The organism is Streptomyces sp. JJ66, assembly GCF_019303495.1.
Taxonomy (GTDB): Bacteria; Actinomycetota; Actinomycetes; order Streptomycetales; family Streptomycetaceae; genus Streptomyces.
In genome coordinates this window covers 35,217-50,077 of record NZ_JAEVFI010000007.1, presented here as the reverse complement: position 1 = coordinate 50,077, position 14,861 = coordinate 35,217, and the positions used below count along the sequence as shown (strand labels likewise).

17 protein-coding genes are annotated in these 14,861 nt (G+C 69.5%); 8 read left to right on the top strand and 9 right to left on the bottom strand.

Annotated elements, in window-relative coordinates:
* Window positions 1–103 precede the first annotated feature (103 nt).
* Genes JJV70_RS07060 through JJV70_RS07050 form a run of 3 tightly spaced genes read left to right on the top strand, consistent with a single transcriptional unit; the run spans window position 104 to window position 3,181 of the window.
* The gene (locus JJV70_RS07060) at window positions 104–547 is read left to right on the top strand and encodes a hypothetical protein (protein WP_219046872.1); all 444 of its coding nucleotides are present in this window, start codon (window positions 104–106) and stop codon (window positions 545–547) included.
* 13 nt (window positions 548–560) lie between these two features.
* Window positions 561–2,648 (top strand): hypothetical protein, encoded by a 2,088-nt coding sequence (locus tag JJV70_RS07055; protein WP_219046871.1) that lies wholly within the window; start codon window positions 561–563, stop codon window positions 2,646–2,648.
* Window positions 2,649–2,689: 41 nt separating this feature from the next.
* Window positions 2,690–3,181, top strand: a complete 492-nt coding sequence (locus JJV70_RS07050) for a hypothetical protein (RefSeq protein WP_219046870.1) — start codon at window positions 2,690–2,692, stop codon at window positions 3,179–3,181.
* 33 nt (window positions 3,182–3,214) lie between these two features.
* Here JJV70_RS07050 and JJV70_RS07045 read toward each other — a convergent pair whose 3' ends face one another.
* Window positions 3,215–4,222 carry a glycosyltransferase family 2 protein gene (locus tag JJV70_RS07045; RefSeq protein ID WP_219046958.1) on the bottom strand — a complete coding sequence of 336 codons (1,008 nt, stop codon included), beginning with the start codon at window positions 4,220–4,222 and terminating at the stop codon, window positions 3,215–3,217.
* A gap of 168 nt (window positions 4,223–4,390) precedes the next feature.
* Between JJV70_RS07045 and JJV70_RS07040 the strand changes: the two genes are divergently transcribed.
* The gene (locus JJV70_RS07040; RefSeq protein WP_308294715.1) at window positions 4,391–5,830 is read left to right on the top strand and encodes an LCP family protein; all 1,440 of its coding nucleotides are present in this window, start codon (window positions 4,391–4,393) and stop codon (window positions 5,828–5,830) included.
* Window positions 5,831–5,983: 153 nt separating this feature from the next.
* On the opposite strand, the gene JJV70_RS07035 is transcribed toward JJV70_RS07040, so the two are convergent.
* From JJV70_RS07035 to JJV70_RS07020, 4 genes are all read right to left on the bottom strand, one after another.
* A complete protein-coding gene (locus JJV70_RS07035; protein WP_219046869.1) occupies window positions 5,984–6,244 on the bottom strand; it encodes a hypothetical protein in 261 nt (86 codons plus the stop codon).
* 12 nt (window positions 6,245–6,256) lie between these two features.
* Window positions 6,257–6,736, bottom strand: a complete 480-nt coding sequence (locus JJV70_RS07030; RefSeq protein ID WP_219046868.1) for a hypothetical protein — start codon at window positions 6,734–6,736, stop codon at window positions 6,257–6,259.
* Between the two features lie 158 nt (window positions 6,737–6,894).
* Window positions 6,895–7,038, bottom strand: a complete 144-nt coding sequence (locus JJV70_RS07025) for a hypothetical protein (RefSeq protein ID WP_219046867.1) — start codon at window positions 7,036–7,038, stop codon at window positions 6,895–6,897.
* On the bottom strand, window positions 7,038–7,274 hold the full coding sequence (locus JJV70_RS07020; RefSeq protein ID WP_219046866.1) for a hypothetical protein: 237 nt from the start codon (window positions 7,272–7,274) through the stop codon (window positions 7,038–7,040). Before JJV70_RS07020 ends, JJV70_RS07025 begins: the two co-directional genes overlap by 1 nt.
* Before the next feature lie 549 nt (window positions 7,275–7,823).
* Here JJV70_RS07020 and JJV70_RS07015 point away from each other — a divergent pair.
* Both JJV70_RS07015 and JJV70_RS07010 read left to right on the top strand, forming a co-directional pair.
* A complete protein-coding gene (locus JJV70_RS07015) occupies window positions 7,824–8,651 on the top strand; it encodes a helix-turn-helix transcriptional regulator (RefSeq protein WP_219046865.1) in 828 nt (275 codons plus the stop codon).
* A complete protein-coding gene (locus JJV70_RS07010; RefSeq protein WP_219046864.1) occupies window positions 8,648–8,839 on the top strand; it encodes a DUF397 domain-containing protein in 192 nt (63 codons plus the stop codon). Before JJV70_RS07015 ends, JJV70_RS07010 begins: the two co-directional genes overlap by 4 nt.
* 271 nt (window positions 8,840–9,110) lie before the next feature.
* On the opposite strand, the gene JJV70_RS07005 is transcribed toward JJV70_RS07010, so the two are convergent.
* Window positions 9,111–9,665 (bottom strand): acyl-CoA thioesterase, encoded by a 555-nt coding sequence (locus tag JJV70_RS07005; protein WP_219046863.1) that lies wholly within the window; start codon window positions 9,663–9,665, stop codon window positions 9,111–9,113.
* Between the two features lie 128 nt (window positions 9,666–9,793).
* Between JJV70_RS07005 and JJV70_RS07000 the strand changes: the two genes are divergently transcribed.
* Entirely contained in the window at window positions 9,794–11,071 is a 1,278-nt protein-coding gene (locus JJV70_RS07000; RefSeq protein ID WP_219046862.1) for an LCP family protein, read from the top strand.
* A 138-nt stretch (window positions 11,072–11,209) separates the two neighbouring features.
* Here JJV70_RS07000 and JJV70_RS06995 read toward each other — a convergent pair whose 3' ends face one another.
* On the bottom strand, window positions 11,210–12,559 hold the full coding sequence (locus tag JJV70_RS06995; protein ID WP_219046861.1) for a UDP-glucose/GDP-mannose dehydrogenase family protein: 1,350 nt from the start codon (window positions 12,557–12,559) through the stop codon (window positions 11,210–11,212).
* A 363-nt stretch (window positions 12,560–12,922) separates the two neighbouring features.
* On the opposite strand from JJV70_RS06995, the gene JJV70_RS06990 reads away from it, so the two are divergent.
* Window positions 12,923–14,104, top strand: a complete 1,182-nt coding sequence (locus JJV70_RS06990; protein ID WP_219046860.1) for an acyl-CoA dehydrogenase family protein — start codon at window positions 12,923–12,925, stop codon at window positions 14,102–14,104.
* 95 nt (window positions 14,105–14,199) lie between these two features.
* Here the strand turns inward: JJV70_RS06990 and JJV70_RS06985 are convergent, their stop codons facing one another.
* Together JJV70_RS06985 and JJV70_RS22525 are read right to left on the bottom strand one after the other, a co-directional pair.
* Window positions 14,200–14,367, bottom strand: coding sequence for a hypothetical protein (locus JJV70_RS06985; protein WP_219046859.1), 168 nt, complete (start codon window positions 14,365–14,367; stop codon window positions 14,200–14,202).
* A gap of 256 nt (window positions 14,368–14,623) precedes the next feature.
* Entirely contained in the window at window positions 14,624–14,818 is a 195-nt protein-coding gene (locus JJV70_RS22525; RefSeq protein WP_257573539.1) for a hypothetical protein, read from the bottom strand.
* Window positions 14,819–14,861 lie beyond the last annotated feature (43 nt).

Genomic DNA, 14,861 nt, shown 5'->3' with positions numbered 1-14,861 from the left:
GCATGATCACCGCCATAGCCAGATCTCGGCCTGCCCGCCTCCCCAAAATCTGTCCCCGCACTTATGCTGAGGCCCAGTTCGTCGCCGTGAGGGAGGGGGACACGTGTCGTTTGACGAGGAGTGGGCCCAGATCGTGGCCAATGTCCAGGAGCGGCAAGCTGCCGGGATGCGGCTCAACACCCTAGACCCGGGCGGTGGCAGCGGTGACCTGACCGTGCACCAGGACGATCTCGGCCGCGTTGGTGGCGCCGCGTACAGTCTCCACGGCGGTGTGCGCGCCCACGCTGAGCACGCCTCCCAGGCCAGCCGGGACGCCGCGACACACCTCACTGGCGACAACTTCACCTGCGGAAGCGCACTGAGCGACGTGGTGGACACCTGGGAACGCCAGTCCAGCACGCTGGCCGAGGCGTGTGCGCACATCTCCAACCACCTGGACTACTCCTCGAAGCGGTACGGCGAGGAGGAAGAGAAGATCACGACGTCCATGACGACCCTGGACGGCGAGCTCATGAACGTTTCCCGCATATCCGAGTTCTACAAGTAGGGCTGAGGGAACGGTGGCACTCAAGTTCGAGGACGTCCTGCACGCACGTCTCAGCAGACTCGCAGACGCGGTTGACGACTGGTCAACCGTGGTCACCAAGTTCGGTGAACTCGCCGAGGAGTCCCGTACCGTGCTGAAGGCCCGGTCCGACGCGGCACGCTGGGAGGGCGCGAACGCCGCCGTCACGCGGCCCTTCGTGGACAAGACAGCCGGTGAGTTCAACGACGCCGAGAACCAGGCGGTCAGCATCCGCAACATTCTCCGGGACGGCCACAGCGATCTCACCACCGCCAAGAACGACCTCCAGAAGCTGATGGACAACCTTCCTGACGGGGTGACGGTCTACCCGAACGGAGTGGTGGCCCGCTCGGTTCACCCTGACCGCCGCAGCGCGGACAACACTGACCCCGGCCCAACCCAGGCGACGCTGGAGGATGTGCGGGACCAGATCGCCGAGATCGTCGGCCGCGCAGCGGAGACGGACGCCAGGGTCGCCCGCGCTCTGAAGGACGTTATCGCCGGCCACCCGTATGACTTCAGCGGCACCCGCTACGAGTCCCTTGACGAGTGGCACGAGGAGCAGTCCGTCGAGGATGCCGAAGTGGCGGCGGAACTGTTTGCCAAGGGTCATGAGATGACCGACGAGGAGCTGGAGCGCTTCAACAAGTATCTGGACGACAACCGGGACAACCCCACGTTCGCCGAGCACTTCGCCACGCAGCAAAGCGCCGAAGACCTGATGGAACTCTACGTGGCCATGGCCGACAACCGGCTGAACGGCGGCATCGATGAGGACCGTCGAGCCCAGCTCGCCGCGATGCAGGAAAATCTCAGTCACGTGCTCGGTATCGCGACCCAGACCGACACCCCGGAGATACGGCGCTGGGAAGAGGACGTCATCGAACTCGGCCCCACGGTCTTGGACCCGGAGGGGCATACCAGCGTGTACGGATTCCAGGTCATGAGCAACCTGATGCGCCACGGCGAGTTCGACACCGAGTTCCTGCAAAATTACGGTAACGCGCTCTTCGCCACCGAGAAGGAGATGGGGATACCAGGGAATTACTGGAACGGCCCCCTAGCCCACGATGTCAACTTGAACTTTGCCGAGCCAGAAGGGCACGGTGAGGATGCGAGCCCTGCCGACGAGGAGCGTGACCCGGACTTCGGCCGCGACCCGATGACCGGATTCCTCATGGCCCTCGGCCGTAACCCCGAGGCTGCCACCGAGTTCTTCTCCGCCGACCACCCCCATGACAACTCCGCCTACATCCTGGCCGAACGCGAGTACTTTCAGGACAGCCTTCCCGGCACCCCGATGGCCAGCCGAGAGGCCGCCGCCGCGGCACTGTACGCCGCAGGCTCGGGCATCAACGCTTACGATCCCGACGCCACGTATGTACCCCACACCGATGCGCACCGAGAGATTCTGCGCGACTCGCTCGACCATCTGTCCCAGCAGGGGGATGACTTTCCTCCGGAGATGCGCGAGGGTATGGCACATCTCCTTGCCAACCACGGGGACGAGGTGCACGAGTCCGCCAGCGCCTTGGGTAAGACATCGTCCCCGCTCGACCGCAGCCAGCTGCTGGAAGTTTTCAAACAAGTGTCCCGCGACCAGGACGGCCATGCCATCCTCAATCTGGGCATGAACGCAGAGATCATGCGCGATATCGAAGCCAACGAGGTAGACCACCCCAAGGAAACACTGCTGCGCGGGGGTAAAACTATCGGCTTCCTCGAACAAGCAAAGCAAATGGCTATCGAAACGGATAAAAGGGATCCTTCGTGGCATGCGAAGTGGGGCTATCATGTCTTCGGTGCTGTTGTTAATGAAATACCAATTCTCGGCGATGTTGCTCAACGTGGCGTTGATCTTGCGACATATTCCTGGCAGCTGGATCAGCAGGAGGCCGTCAAAGCGGAGGCAACGGAGGAGGGGCAGAAGGCGTTCTTTACCCGGGAGTCTCAATTGAACAGGATGGCCGAAATCTGGACTGCTCGGAATCCAGGAGTCGATGAAGGTCAATTCGAAATCGCACAGCAGGCCCATGAGGCCGCATTTTCGGGTAACGATACCGCCAAAGCTTTGGCGTCGTGATGAGACGTTCATTCGACTCCGCGCTGCGTCGAGGTTCTGTTGTGGGTCTGCTGGTCACGCTGACGGGTTGCGGGTCTGGGGAATACGAGATTCCGCCTGAGGCGTGTGGTACAAAGATGGATCGCGGTGCCATAGCGGCGGTATTGCCTCCAGGCGAGGAACTGGAGGTCTCCTTGCGTGAAGTGGGTTCGGAGATCAGGTATGACGTGTGCTCCTTCGCAGTGGACGGTGTCATCGAGTTCAGCGTGCGAAGGTTTTGGGAAGGAAAGGCCGTGGAGCCGAGGCCATTGACTGAAAGATGGCAGGAAGCGGAGAGCAGTGGCGGTCCGCTAGAGCTCGGGGAGGCTGGAGCTGTGAGTGCAGACGGTTTCATCGCCGTCTACTCCTGCCCCGAGAAGGGCCGCACAGGCATGCTGATAGTTGACGGTTGGCTCGGCAGCGACGTGCCGGAAGGTGAAAGCAAGCAGGAGGAGTTGGCCGAGTTCGCGCGTTCCTACGTGCCCGGGGCCGTGCGGAACGCGGGATGCCGGTGAGCCGGGCCGGGAGCGCACGCGGGGCGGGTGAGCTTATGCCTTGCTGGCACCCTGCGACGCCCGTGCCGCGCCAGCGGGTTCGGGGCGGGAGGCGATGACCTTGCGGGCCAGGGAGCGGGGGCTGGTCAGGTAGCCCCAGCCCCAGGACAGGTGCATGGTGGCCAGGGCGAGGGGGATCTGGACGCGGGCGCGCAGCGGCAGACCGCGTCCGGCCGGGACGGAGCCCGCGGTGATCGCGGCGAGGTAGCCGCCGGGAACGGCGAACGCCCACGGGGTGAGCACCACACCGGCGACGACGCCGGCGGCGATGGCCAGCAGCGCGGTGGGCGGGGCGAGGTAGCGCAGGTTGATGGAGCCCGCGTGGTAGCGGGCGACGACGTGCCGCCAGCGGCCGTAGTGCAGGTACTGTCTGGCCAGCGCCCGCACGGTGGGCCGGGGCCGGTAGGACACCAGCAGCTCGGGGGAGAACCAGATGCGTCCGCCCGCCGCGCGGATGCGGTAGTTCAGCTCCCAGTCCTGGGCGCGGATGAACTCCTCGTTGTAGCCACCCTGCTCCCGCAGCACCTCGCGGCGGAACACGCCGAGGTAGACCGTCTCGGCCTCGCCCGCCGCGCCGCCGGTGTGGAACGCCGCGTTGCCGACGCCGATGCGCGACGTCATCGCGGCGGCCACCGCCTGCTCCCAGGGGGTCTCACCCTCCGCGTGCATGATGCCGCCGACGTTCGCCGCGTCCTGTTCCTCCAGCAGCCGGACCGCCGTGGCGATGTAATCCGGGGAGAGCATGCCGTGCCCGTCCACCCGGACCACGACCGGGTGGCGGGAGGCGCGGATCGCGGCGTTCAGCCCGGCGGGCGTGCGCCCGGTGGGGTTGGGCACGGTGCGCACCCGCGCGTCCTGCGCGCTCAGCTCGGCGGCGATCTCGTCGGTGCGGTCCGTGGACGGGCCGAGCGCGATGACGACCTCCAGCTCACCCCGGTACTCCTGCGCCAGGATGTGGCGCACGGCGGAGCGCAGGTGCCGCTCCTCGTTCAGGACGGGCATGATCACGGAGACGGCGGGCGCGGCGTCGGCCGGGCGGGGTGCTGCGGAGGTCACCCGGTCACGTTACCGCGTACGGGGGACGCCTCCCGCACGGCAACCGGGACCCGCGTCCGCGCCGCTCTAGGGTGCCGATTACCCCTGTCCCCGCGCCCCGAAGGTGCCGCTTACGTGCCCGCTGCCCCGCGTCACGCCCGCCTGCGTCACCCGGCCCGCCGTGGCTCGCGGTGGGGCCTGCGGATCAGCGTGCTGACCGCCGCCGGGGTGCTGACGGTGAGCGGCTTCGGGCACGCGGTGGTGCGGAGCTTCACCCAGGACATCCGCCGGGTTGACGCCTTCGCCGAGCTGGGCGAGCGTCCGGTGGCGGGGCGGGGCACGAACTTCCTCGTCGTCGGCGTCGATCACCGCGACCAGCTCACCGACCAGGAGAAGAAGGCGCACCGGCTGGGCGGCGCGCCCTGCCGCTGTACGGACACGATGCTGCTCGTCCACCTCTCCGAGCACCGCGACCGCGCCTCCGTCGTCAGCCTGCCGCGCGACACCTACACCACCATCCCGCCGCACGCGGACGCCGCCAGCGGCACGCGGCACGGCACGGAGCGGATCAAGCTCAACGCCGCCTACACGCACGGCGGCCCCGGGCTGACGGTGGAGACCGTCGAGCGCCTGACCGGCGTCCACATCCACCACTACCTGGAGATCGACTTCACCAGCTTCGTGCACACCGTGGACGCGCTCGGCGGCGTCCCGGTGTGCACGGTGAAGCCACTGAAGGACCGCCACTCGGGCCTGGACATCCCGGCCGGAACCAGCGTGCTGGACGGTGGCGAGGCGCTGGCCTACGTGCGCGCCCGGTCCGTGGACGGTTCCGCGGACCTCGGCCGCATGCGGCGGCAGCAGCGCTTCGTCGCCTCCGTCGTGGACCGGGCCACACGCAGCGGGGTGCTGCTGAACCCGGCGAAGTTCCGCGACGTGACCTCCGCCGCGCTGTCCTCCGTGCGCGCCGACCACGCCTTCGGCCCCGAGCAGCTGCTCGCGCTCGGGCAGGCGCTGCGCGGCCTGGGACCGGCGGCCACGGAGTTCACCACCGTGCCGATCAAGACCTCTGACCACCAGGTGCCCGGCATCGGCGCGACCGTGCGGTGGGACGACGCGGCGGCCGGCACCCTGTTCGGCGCCCTGCGCGCGGACCGCCCGCTCACCGACCGGGAGCCGGACGCCCCGCCGAAGCGACGCGCGCTGCCGGTACCGGTGCCCCCGCGCAACATCCGTGTCCAGGTGGACAACGGCACCCCCACCGCCGGGCTCGGCCACACGGCGGACCAGGAGCTCCGCGCCACCGGCTTCGCCACCACCGGCGTCCCCGGCAACGCCGCCGAGCGCGACGTTGAGCGGACGACAATCGCCTACGACCCGCGCTGGGACCGCTCCGCGCGGGTCCTGGCCGCCGCGCTCCCCGGCGCGGAACTGGTGCCCGCCGCCACCCAGGGCCCGGTCATGCGCGTCACCCTCGGCACCGACTTCACCGGCGTCACCCCCGTCCGCCCCGCCGCCCCCACCGATTCGGGCGACCACACCCCCCGCACCGGCGACGAGATCGTCTGCCCCTGACGCACCCCGGCGCGACCCGGCTCCGTCCGGGCGACCTGGGCCTACACCCGGGTGACCCCGTACGCCACACCCCTGAGTGACCGCCAGTCAGGGCAACGCGCAGCGCCCTCGGTTCGGAACTCCTGTACCGAGGGCGCTGTGGCGTGCGGCGCGTCAGTCGTGGCCGGGTTCGGGGAAGATGAACCCGCGCACCGGTCGGCCGTCGTGCCACCCCGGTCCCTGTGGTGGCTCCGGCTCCGGCTCGGCTTCCAGGGCGTTGATCAGTGCGTCGAGCGCGTCGAGGGTGATGTCGCGATCATCGGCGGTGATGCCCCACAGGCCCGAGGGGTGAGCGGGGTCCAGCGGGGCCGCCTCACCGGGCAGGCCGGTCAGGCGCAGCACACGGGCGAGTTTGCGGGCGACTTCCTCGGGCACGGCGGGTCCTTCCTACGCGGCGGCGGGGCCGCCCGGCTTCTGCTTCGGCCTCGGAATGGGCTCGATCGGCCCGCAGTTGGGCGAGTGCTGGCACCGCGCCGCAACGCCCACCAGCTCGCGGCCCGGGGCCGTCCACAGCTCCCGGTCCACTGCGTACCCGGCTTCCTCCATCAGCGCGCACGTGCGCGCGATGACGCCCGGATCGAACCGTTCCTCGTCGGGACGCTCAGGGTAGTGGTGGACAAAGCCGCCCAGCCGCTCGCACAACTCGGCGTACACGGTGGTGTGCAGGATGAGGGCGTGCCACCCCTCGTCCACGACGCGCGAGGGCGCGATGACGGCGGTGGGGTAGCGGGCGGCGGTGGCGACGAACGCCAGGGCTTGCTCGGTGATGCGGGCCGCGACCGTGAGGTGCATGCCGTCGTTGTTGTCGAGCACGGTTGCTACCACGTCGCCGTACTGTTCGGGGGTCAGTAAGGTGCGAGGTGCCATCGTTCTCTCTCCTTTGGGTTCGGTGGGTGGGTGCCCCGCCGCCGTGCCCGCGCTGTGGTAGGTCTCGGGCGTGGGCGGCGGGGCGTCCGCGCGTCGTCGGGGTGCGCCGTGAGGGGTTCGGCTCCGCCGACGTAGCGCGGGGTCGGATGGTGGCCCCATCAGGGGTGGGGCCAGGTGGCGACGGCGGCCATGCCGAGGGCGCCGAGGACTACGCCGATGGCGAGGACGCAGGGGATGGCGGTGTACTCGGCTGCGCGGGCACGGAGACGGCGCGCGCGGGTAGGACGGGCGTGATGGGCCATCAGGGGTTACGCCTCCAGGCGCGGTACGGCTCCGCCGTGAGCAGGCGGTAGGTCAGGTGCTCGGGGTGGCCCCCGGCGTGCGAGAAGAACCATTCACGGGCCTGCTTGGCCGTGGGGTGGTCCCCGGAGCGGGCGCGGCACACCGCGCACTCGGCGGCGTAGTGGACGGGTTCGGCGTCGGGTTCGCGGTCGGGGCCGATGGTCCACAGCTGGTGGTAGAAGACGCTGCTGCCCATCAGCTGGCCGGGGCCTTGCTGCGGTCGCTGGGGAGACCGGGGCAGCGCGGTGGTTGGTGGTGAGGGTGGCGTGTCAGCAGGACTCGGCAGTCCGTTGCCTTGGAGTAGTCGTACTTCGCCAGCGCTGTGACGAGCTCGGCTTGCAGGCGTTCACATTCGGCGCAGTTCACAGGATTCTCCCTAGTGTTCCGAATTTGCGTCGGCGCTCGCAGTCTTCGCGGACGCGTGCCCTTAGGTCGGCCATCAGCGGACTGTCTTCCTGCGCCCGGAGCGATCTGCGGGGGCTCGCAGGGGTGGGGCGTGAGTCGAGTTCAGGGCCGGTATCAGGGGTGTCCCCTTGCGTGTGGGCTGTGGTCCGTTCGCCTGCGGCCATGTGCCACACACAGCGGCCGGGTTGTGCGGTCGTGGCCGCCTCAGGCGTTGGGGTGGTCTTCCGAAGCATGCTCGGCACCTCTCCGTAGCGGTACGGCTACCGGGGAAGCTCAGCGTGGCCTATAGTCGGTCCTGCTTCAACTTGCGAACCTTGAACGAAGAGTTAGGGGCAGGCAGTTGAATCGGAAAGAACTTGACCCCGACAGTTCCCCCGTTGCGGCGTTCGGGCAGCGCTTACGCAGTCTGCGGGAGCGGCGCGGGTGGACACAGGACGAGCTAGGTGAGCGGATGGGGTGGAGTGGCACCCATATTTCCGCCGTAGAAACTGGTCGCCGTCCCCCAACTCTCGCCTTCGCCGCAAGTGCTGACAGAGCCTTGGGCACGGGTGACGCCCTTCAGAGTGAGTGCCGTGCGCTGCGTGAGGTCTCGCTTCTAGAGGGCTTCCCGGAGTTCGTCCGGCAGGAGGGACGGGCAGCGGAGATCCGGCTCTTTGAGCTTGGCATCCTTCCGGGTCTCCTCCAGACACCGGACTATGCGTCGGCGATTACTTACGGCGCCGTGCAGCGGGGGGCGATCACAGAGCACCAGGCGCAGGAGCGGCTGTCCCTGCTCAGAGATCGGCAAGCGTCCTTGGAGCGGACGCCCCCACCGATGGTCTACGCCGTTTTGGACGAAAGCTGCCTATGGCGCATCGTGGGGGGACCCAAGGTCATGCAAGTGCAGCTAGACCGCCTCATCACCTTCGCTGAGCAGCCATCGACCGTACTCCAGATCGCTCCCTTCAATCTCGGAGAGCGCCGCTCTTTCGACCTGCCGGTGACACTGGTGACGCTGGCAGACGGGTCCTACGTCGCGTACAGCGAATCTGCGCAACAAGGCAGGCTGGAACGGAACATGCGGTTCGTGCAACCCATACTGACGGCCTACCATCAACTCCAGGCGGAAGCGCTGTCGCAAGCGGCATCCGTGGCCATGATCAGGCAGCACCGAAAGGCAATCTCGTGAACGAAGTCCGGTGGCAGAAGTCCTCCTATAGCAGCAACGGTGGCCAGTGCATCGAGTGGGCGCCGGAGCACGCCCGTGCTACGGGTGAGTACCTGGTCCGGGACAGTAAGGACCTGCACGGGCCGCACCTGAGCCTGACTGCCAAAAGCTTCGCCGGGCTGGTGTCCTTCGCCAAGTCGCACGGCTGACCGGCCGACGCCTCACTCTGAATTCGGTCACTCCGTGATACGCGAAAGCGCGCCCCGTTCCGGCACGTAGCCGGGGCGGGGCGCAGTTCGTCAGCGGGTGGTTTGCCAGATGGTGATCACGAGTCCGGTGAGGCCGACGAGTCCGGCGAGGGAAGACAGCGGCCAGCGCTGGGCCTCGGGGTGTCCAGGCGCCCAGCGCCGCGCTTCCGCCGCGCGGTGGCGCCGTCCAGTGGGCGGGCCGTGCCCCTGACGCACCCCGGCGGGACCCGGGTCAGTCGTCCAGCAGGCCGTTCGCGGTGCGTTGTTCGCGGAGTTCGCGGATGGCGCGGCGGCGGGCCAGGCGGTGGGTGCGGCGGATCTGGGCTTCCTGGTAGCGCCGGTTGTCGCGCTCGGTGTGCGGCAGCACCGGCGGGACCGGGCGCGGCTTGCCCTCGGTGTCCACGGCGGCGAAGACCAGGTAGGCGGTGCCGACCTGGGTGGGCGGGGTGGACTCGTTCCAGCGCTCGGCCAGGACCCGCACGCCGACCTCCATCGACGTCCGGCCCGTCCAGTTGACCTGGGCTTTTACATGGATGAGATCGCCCACGCGGACCGGCTCCAGGAAGACCATCTCGTCCATCGAAGCCGTGACTGCCGGTCCCTCGGAGTGGCGGCCCGCGACCGCCCCGGCGGCGTCGTCCACCAGTTTCATGATCACCCCGCCGTGCACGGTGCCGAGCAGGTTGGTGTCGTTGTGCGTCATGATGTGCGACAGCGTGGTGCGGGAGGCGGCGGTGGGCTTGCCCGCGAGCTCGCTCTCGGCGGCGGCGGTGACGGGGTCGGTCATGCGTTCCAGCCTAAACGGTGCTGGTGGGGGTCTTCGCATGCCGTGAAATGCCGCAACTGTGCCACAAGCCTGCCCCGGTTCCGTATCCGGTGGTGCAGCTTCCGCGTGGAACAGGGCACACTTCCAGCATGAATGACTGGCCCCAGGGGTGGACCGAGGACCGCGGCCGCGACCGCTACGGCCGTGGTGCCGCCGGTGAGCGTCCCGAGAGCGCCCGCGTCATGCCGACGGTCCGGCGCGGCGCCCCGCCCAGCGGCGGCACGCGGGTGCCGCCGCAGCACGGAGGCCGTCACGACGCGGCGCCGCCCTACGGGGCGCCGTCCACCTACGGCGACCAGCGCGGGTACAGCCAGGGCACGGTCTACAGCGGCTCCGGCGGCGGCCCCGGCGGACGCGGCACCGCGTCCCGGCCGCGTCCGAACTGGGGGAGACGCGTGAAGGTCGGCCTCATCACGCTCGTCTGCGCGCTGCTCGTGATATCGGTGGGCACGTACTTCTGGGCTGACGGCAAGCTCCGCCGCGAGGTGGACCTCGCGGGCATCGAGGAGCGGCCCGAGCCCGGTAAGGGCACCAACTACCTCATTGTCGGCTCCGACAGCCGCGAAGGGCTCAGCGACGCCGACAAGGACCGCCTGCACACCGGGTCCGCCGAGGGCAAGCGCACCGACTCGATGATGATCCTGCACGTCGGTGACAACGGGAACTCCCTGATCAGCCTGCCGCGCGACTCGTGGGTGACGATCCCGGCCTTCACCGGCTCGGAATCCGGCCGCCGCATCCCCGAGCAGCAGCAGAAGCTGAACTTCGCCTTCTCCGCCCAGGGCCCGGAACTGCTGGCCCGCACGATCGAGTACAACACCGGCCTGCGCATCGACCACTACGCGGAGATCGGCTTCGGCGGCTTCGCCAGTCTGGTGGACGCGCTCGGCGGCGTCGAGATGTGCTTCGACGAGCCGGTCAAGGACAAGAACTCCGGAGCCGACTTCGCCCGGGGCTGCCAGCAGCTCGACGGCGCCGAATCCCTCGCCTTCGTCCGCAACCGGTACAACGTCGAGGGCGGCGACCTGGGGCGGACGAAGAACCAGCAGAAGTTCCTCGCGGCGCTGGCCAAGGAGACCGCGACGCCCAGCACCGTGCTGAACCCGTTCACCCTCTACCCGGCCATGGGCGCGGGCCTGGGCTCCCTCATCGTGGACGAGGACATGAGCCTGTTCGACCTCATGTCGATGTTCTGGGCGATGAAGGGAGTCAGCGGGGGCGAGGGCACGCAGATGAACATGCCGGTCGCGGGCAACTTCGCGGCGCCGAACGGCCAGAGCGCGGTCAAGTGGGACATGGCGCGGGTGGAGCAGCTGATGGAGCAGCTGCGGGCCGACGAGAAGGTGACGGTCAGCGGCGGCCAGTGACGCGGGTCCAGCCCGCCGGAGCCGTGCGCAGGCGACGCCTCCGCACGCAGGGAAGCGGCGGAGCGACGGGGGCCGCGCCTGGCCGGTGCCAAGGCGGGGGGCCGCCCCGGCCGTGGGCTGGAGGCGGGGCGGCGGGGACTACGCCGTGGGGCGGCCCAGCGCGCGGAACGTCCAGCCCGCCTTGCGCCACACCGCCGGGTCCAGCGCGTTGCGCCCGTCCAGGAGGTGCCGCTCGGCCACCTCGTCCGCCAGCCGCTCCGGGTCCAGCTCGCGGAACTCGCGCCACTCGGTGAGGTGCAGCGTGACATCGGCCCCGCGCACCGCCTCCAGCGCCGTGGGCGCGTAGCCGAGCGTGGGGAACAGGGCGCGGGCGTTGGCCATGCCCTTGGGGTCGTAAACGGTGACCTGCGCGCCCTGGAGGTGCAACTGCCCGGCCACGTTGAGGGCGGGCGAGTCGCGCACGTCGTCGGAGTCCGGCTTGAACGTGGCGCCCAGCACCGCGACGCGCTTGCCCAGCAGGGTGCCGCCGACCGCGTCGCGCGTCAGCTCCACCATGTGGCCCCGGCGGCGCATGTTGATCGAGTCCACCTCGCGCAGGAACGTCAGCGCCTGCGAGGCGCCCAGCTCGCCCGCGCGGGCCATGAAGGCGCGGATGTCCTTGGGCAGGCAGCCGCCGCCGAAGCCGATCCCGGCGCGCAGGAACTTCTTCCCGATGCGCTCGTCGTGCCCGATGGCCTCCGCGAGCTTCACCACGTCGCCGTCGGCGGCCTCGCAGACCTCGGCCATGGCGTTGATGAAGGAGATCTTGGTGGCCAGGAAGGAGTTCGCGGCCGTCTTGACCAGCTCGGCGGTCGGAAAGTCGGTGACGACGAACGGCGAGCCCTGGCCGATGGGGGTGGCGTACACCTCGCGCAGCAGGTCTTCGGCACGCTGCGAGCGGACGCCGACGACGATGCGGTCCGGGCGCAGGGTGTCCTGGACGGCGAAGCCCTCGCGCAGGAACTCCGGGTTCCACGCCAGCTCCGCGTCCGCGCCGACCGGGGCCAGCTCGCGCAGGCGGGCGGCCAGCCGGTCCGCGCTGCCCACCGGGACCGTTGACTTGCCGACGACCAGCACCGGCCGGGTCAGCAGCGGCGCCAGCGACTCCACGGCGGCGTCCACGTAGCTCATGTCGCACGCGTACTCGCCGTGCCGCTGCGGGGTGTTGACACACACGAAGTGGATGTCCCCGAACTCGGCGGCCTCGGCGTAGGAGGTGGTGAAACGCAGCCGCCCGGAGGAGCCCTCGACCCCGGTCACGTGCCGCGCCAGCAGCGCGTCCAGCCCCGGCTCGTACATCGCCGCCCGCCCCGTGGACAGCAGCTCGACCTTCTCCGGCACCACGTCCAGGCCCAGCACCTCGAAGCCCAGCTCCGCCATCGCGGCCGCGTGCGTGGCCCCGAGGTAGCCGGTGCCGATCACGGTGATCCTGGGGGCGGGGCTGGCCATGGACGGTACTCCTGACGGCGTGGACGGGACGCTGCCCGAGCATATCGCCGGGCCACCCCGTGCCCGCACGCCGCCGTTGCCGCCGCCGTCACCCCGGCCGCCCGCCGCTCCGGCTGACCCGGTTGCGCCCGCCCGGGCCAAGCCCCCCGGGGGCTGTCCCGTCGCCATGCTGGCCGTCGTCCGGCCGTGCCGCCGTGCTGGCCCACCCCGCTGCCGGAGGCCCGCCGTCACCCGGCTGTTGGGCCGCTGCCGCACCGCCGCCGCACTGTCGGCAAGCTCACCTATACCTCCAGTGGCGCTGACCATTAGAATTGAGTTACTTAACGGTAGTTAGCACCCACCTCCCCAAAGGAGTGAGCCACCGTGGCGGGAGCCGCTGATTTCGACCTGTACCGGCCGTCCGAGGAGCACGAGATGCTTCGCGACTCGGTGCGCTCGCTCGCCGAAGCGAAGATCGCCCCCTTCGCCACCGCCGTGGACGAGGAGGCCCGCTTCCCGCAGGAGGCCCGCGACGCCCTCACCGCCAACGACCTGCACGCCGTGCACGTCCCCGAGTCCTACGGCGGCGCCGGTGCCGACGCGCTGGCGACCTGCGTCGTCATCGAGGAAGTGGCCCGCGTGTGCTGCTCCTCCTCGCTCATCCCGGCCGTCAACAAGCTGGGCTCGCTGCCGGTGATCCTCTCCGGCTCCGAGGAGCTGAAGAAGAAGTACCTCGCGCCGCTGGCCAAGGGCGACGCGATGTTCTCCTACTGCCTCTCCGAGCCCGACGCCGGTTCCGACGCGGGCGGCATGAAGACCCGCGCGGTACGCGACGGCGACCACTGGGTGCTCAACGGCGTCAAGCGCTGGATCACCAACGCCGGTGTCTCGGACTTCTACACGGTGATGGCCGTCACCGACCCGGAGAAGAAGACCCGGGGCGGCATCTCCGCCTTCGTGGTGGAGAAGGGCGACGAGGGCGTCTCCTTCGGCGCGCCGGAGAAGAAGCTCGGCATCAAGGGCTCGCCGACGCGCGAGGTCTACCTCGACAACGTGCGCATCCCCGCCGACCGGATGATCGGCGCCGAGGGCACCGGCTTCGCCACCGCCATGCAGACGCTGGACCACACTCGCATCACCATCGCCGCGCAGGCGCTCGGCGTCGCGCAGGGCGCACTGGACTACGCCAAGGGCTACGTCCAGGAGCGCAAGCAGTTCGGCAAGCCCATCGGCGACTTCCAGGGCGTGCAGTTCATGCTGGCCGACATGGCGATGAAGCTGGAGGCCGCGCGTCAGCTCACCTACGCCGCCGCCGCCCGCTCCGAGCGCGTCTCGCTCGGCGGCGACGGCAAGGGTGAGGACCTGACGTTCTTCGGCGCCGCCGCCAAGTGCTACGCCTCCGACGCCGCGATGGAGATCACCACCGACGCGGTACAGCTCCTCGGCGGCTACGGCTACACCCGCGACTACCCGCTGGAGCGGATGATGCGGGACGCCAAGATCACCCAGATCTACGAGGGCACAAACCAGGTCCAGCGCATCGTCATGGCCCGCAACCTCCCCTAGCGGGGTTCGCGCAGGTCAACGGCCCCCATTTACCCAACGCAGCCCCCGGCGTGACGCCGGGGGCTGCGGCCGATTCGTCATGCCTCCGCTCGTGGCTACTTGTCGTCGTCGGGCTTGGGCTCAGGGGGGCGCGGGGCCTCCGGTGGCATCGGTCCTCCGTCGTGCCTGCCGCCGTCCAGGGCGGGGTGCGCGAACGGGATACCCCGCCAGCCCTCAGCATCCGGCGTACGGGACGCGTACGTCTCGACTGCCACACGGGTCATGGCAACTCTCCTTTCTCCTCGGTGTTTCCCGGCCCCGCCCGGCTTGGGACGGGGTGTCCTTGGGATGAATCCGCGGGCATGCGTGGCCAGCACACGGGCGGTAACGGGGCTGTCTGCCTCAGACAGTCCTACTGACGCCCCTTCGCCTGGCAGATGGAGCACGGGAAGGGGCATGGCTTGATGACCGCCCCACGCGGCACGAACACGACACCGGAGGCACGGTCCACCCGGGGAACACCGGGTGCCGGGGCGGCCATCAGTGCCCCTCGGGGTGGCGGGCCAGGAAGACGTTGCAGTCAGAGACCGTCGTCATGTCCCCACCCGCACGCGCACGGTCCCGCACATTCACCAGCGCAGCGCACCCCGCGCACCCCTCCACCGGCTCCGGCGCCGCCTCCCAGCGCAACGGCAGCTCAACCGGCGCAGTGGAATACCTCGTTGGCTCGGACATCCGACACCCCTTCGCGTCACTCACGTGATGAAGACGCTACGGA

Bases quoted from the DNA above. Each gene is read 5' to 3' on its own strand.
- JJV70_RS07045 (WP_219046958.1), bottom strand. From the start codon at position 4,222: ATGCCCGTCCTGAACGAGGAGCGGCACCTGCGCTCCGCCGTGCGCCAC.
- JJV70_RS07030 (WP_219046868.1), bottom strand. From the start codon at position 6,736: ATGGCACCTCGCACCTTACTGACCCCCGAACAGTACGGCGACGTGGTA.
- JJV70_RS07025 (WP_219046867.1), bottom strand. From the start codon at position 7,038: ATGGCCCATCACGCCCGTCCTACCCGCGCGCGCCGTCTCCGTGCCCGC.
- JJV70_RS07020 (WP_219046866.1), bottom strand. From the start codon at position 7,274: ATGGGCAGCAGCGTCTTCTACCACCAGCTGTGGACCATCGGCCCCGAC.
- JJV70_RS07005 (WP_219046863.1), bottom strand. From the start codon at position 9,665: ATGACCGACCCCGTCACCGCCGCCGCCGAGAGCGAGCTCGCGGGCAAG.
- JJV70_RS07000 (WP_219046862.1), top strand. From the start codon at position 9,794: ATGAATGACTGGCCCCAGGGGTGGACCGAGGACCGCGGCCGCGACCGC.
- JJV70_RS06995 (WP_219046861.1), bottom strand. From the start codon at position 12,559: ATGGCCAGCCCCGCCCCCAGGATCACCGTGATCGGCACCGGCTACCTC.
- JJV70_RS06985 (WP_219046859.1), bottom strand. From the start codon at position 14,367: ATGACCCGTGTGGCAGTCGAGACGTACGCGTCCCGTACGCCGGATGCT.
- JJV70_RS22525 (WP_257573539.1), bottom strand. From the start codon at position 14,818: ATGTCCGAGCCAACGAGGTATTCCACTGCGCCGGTTGAGCTGCCGTTG.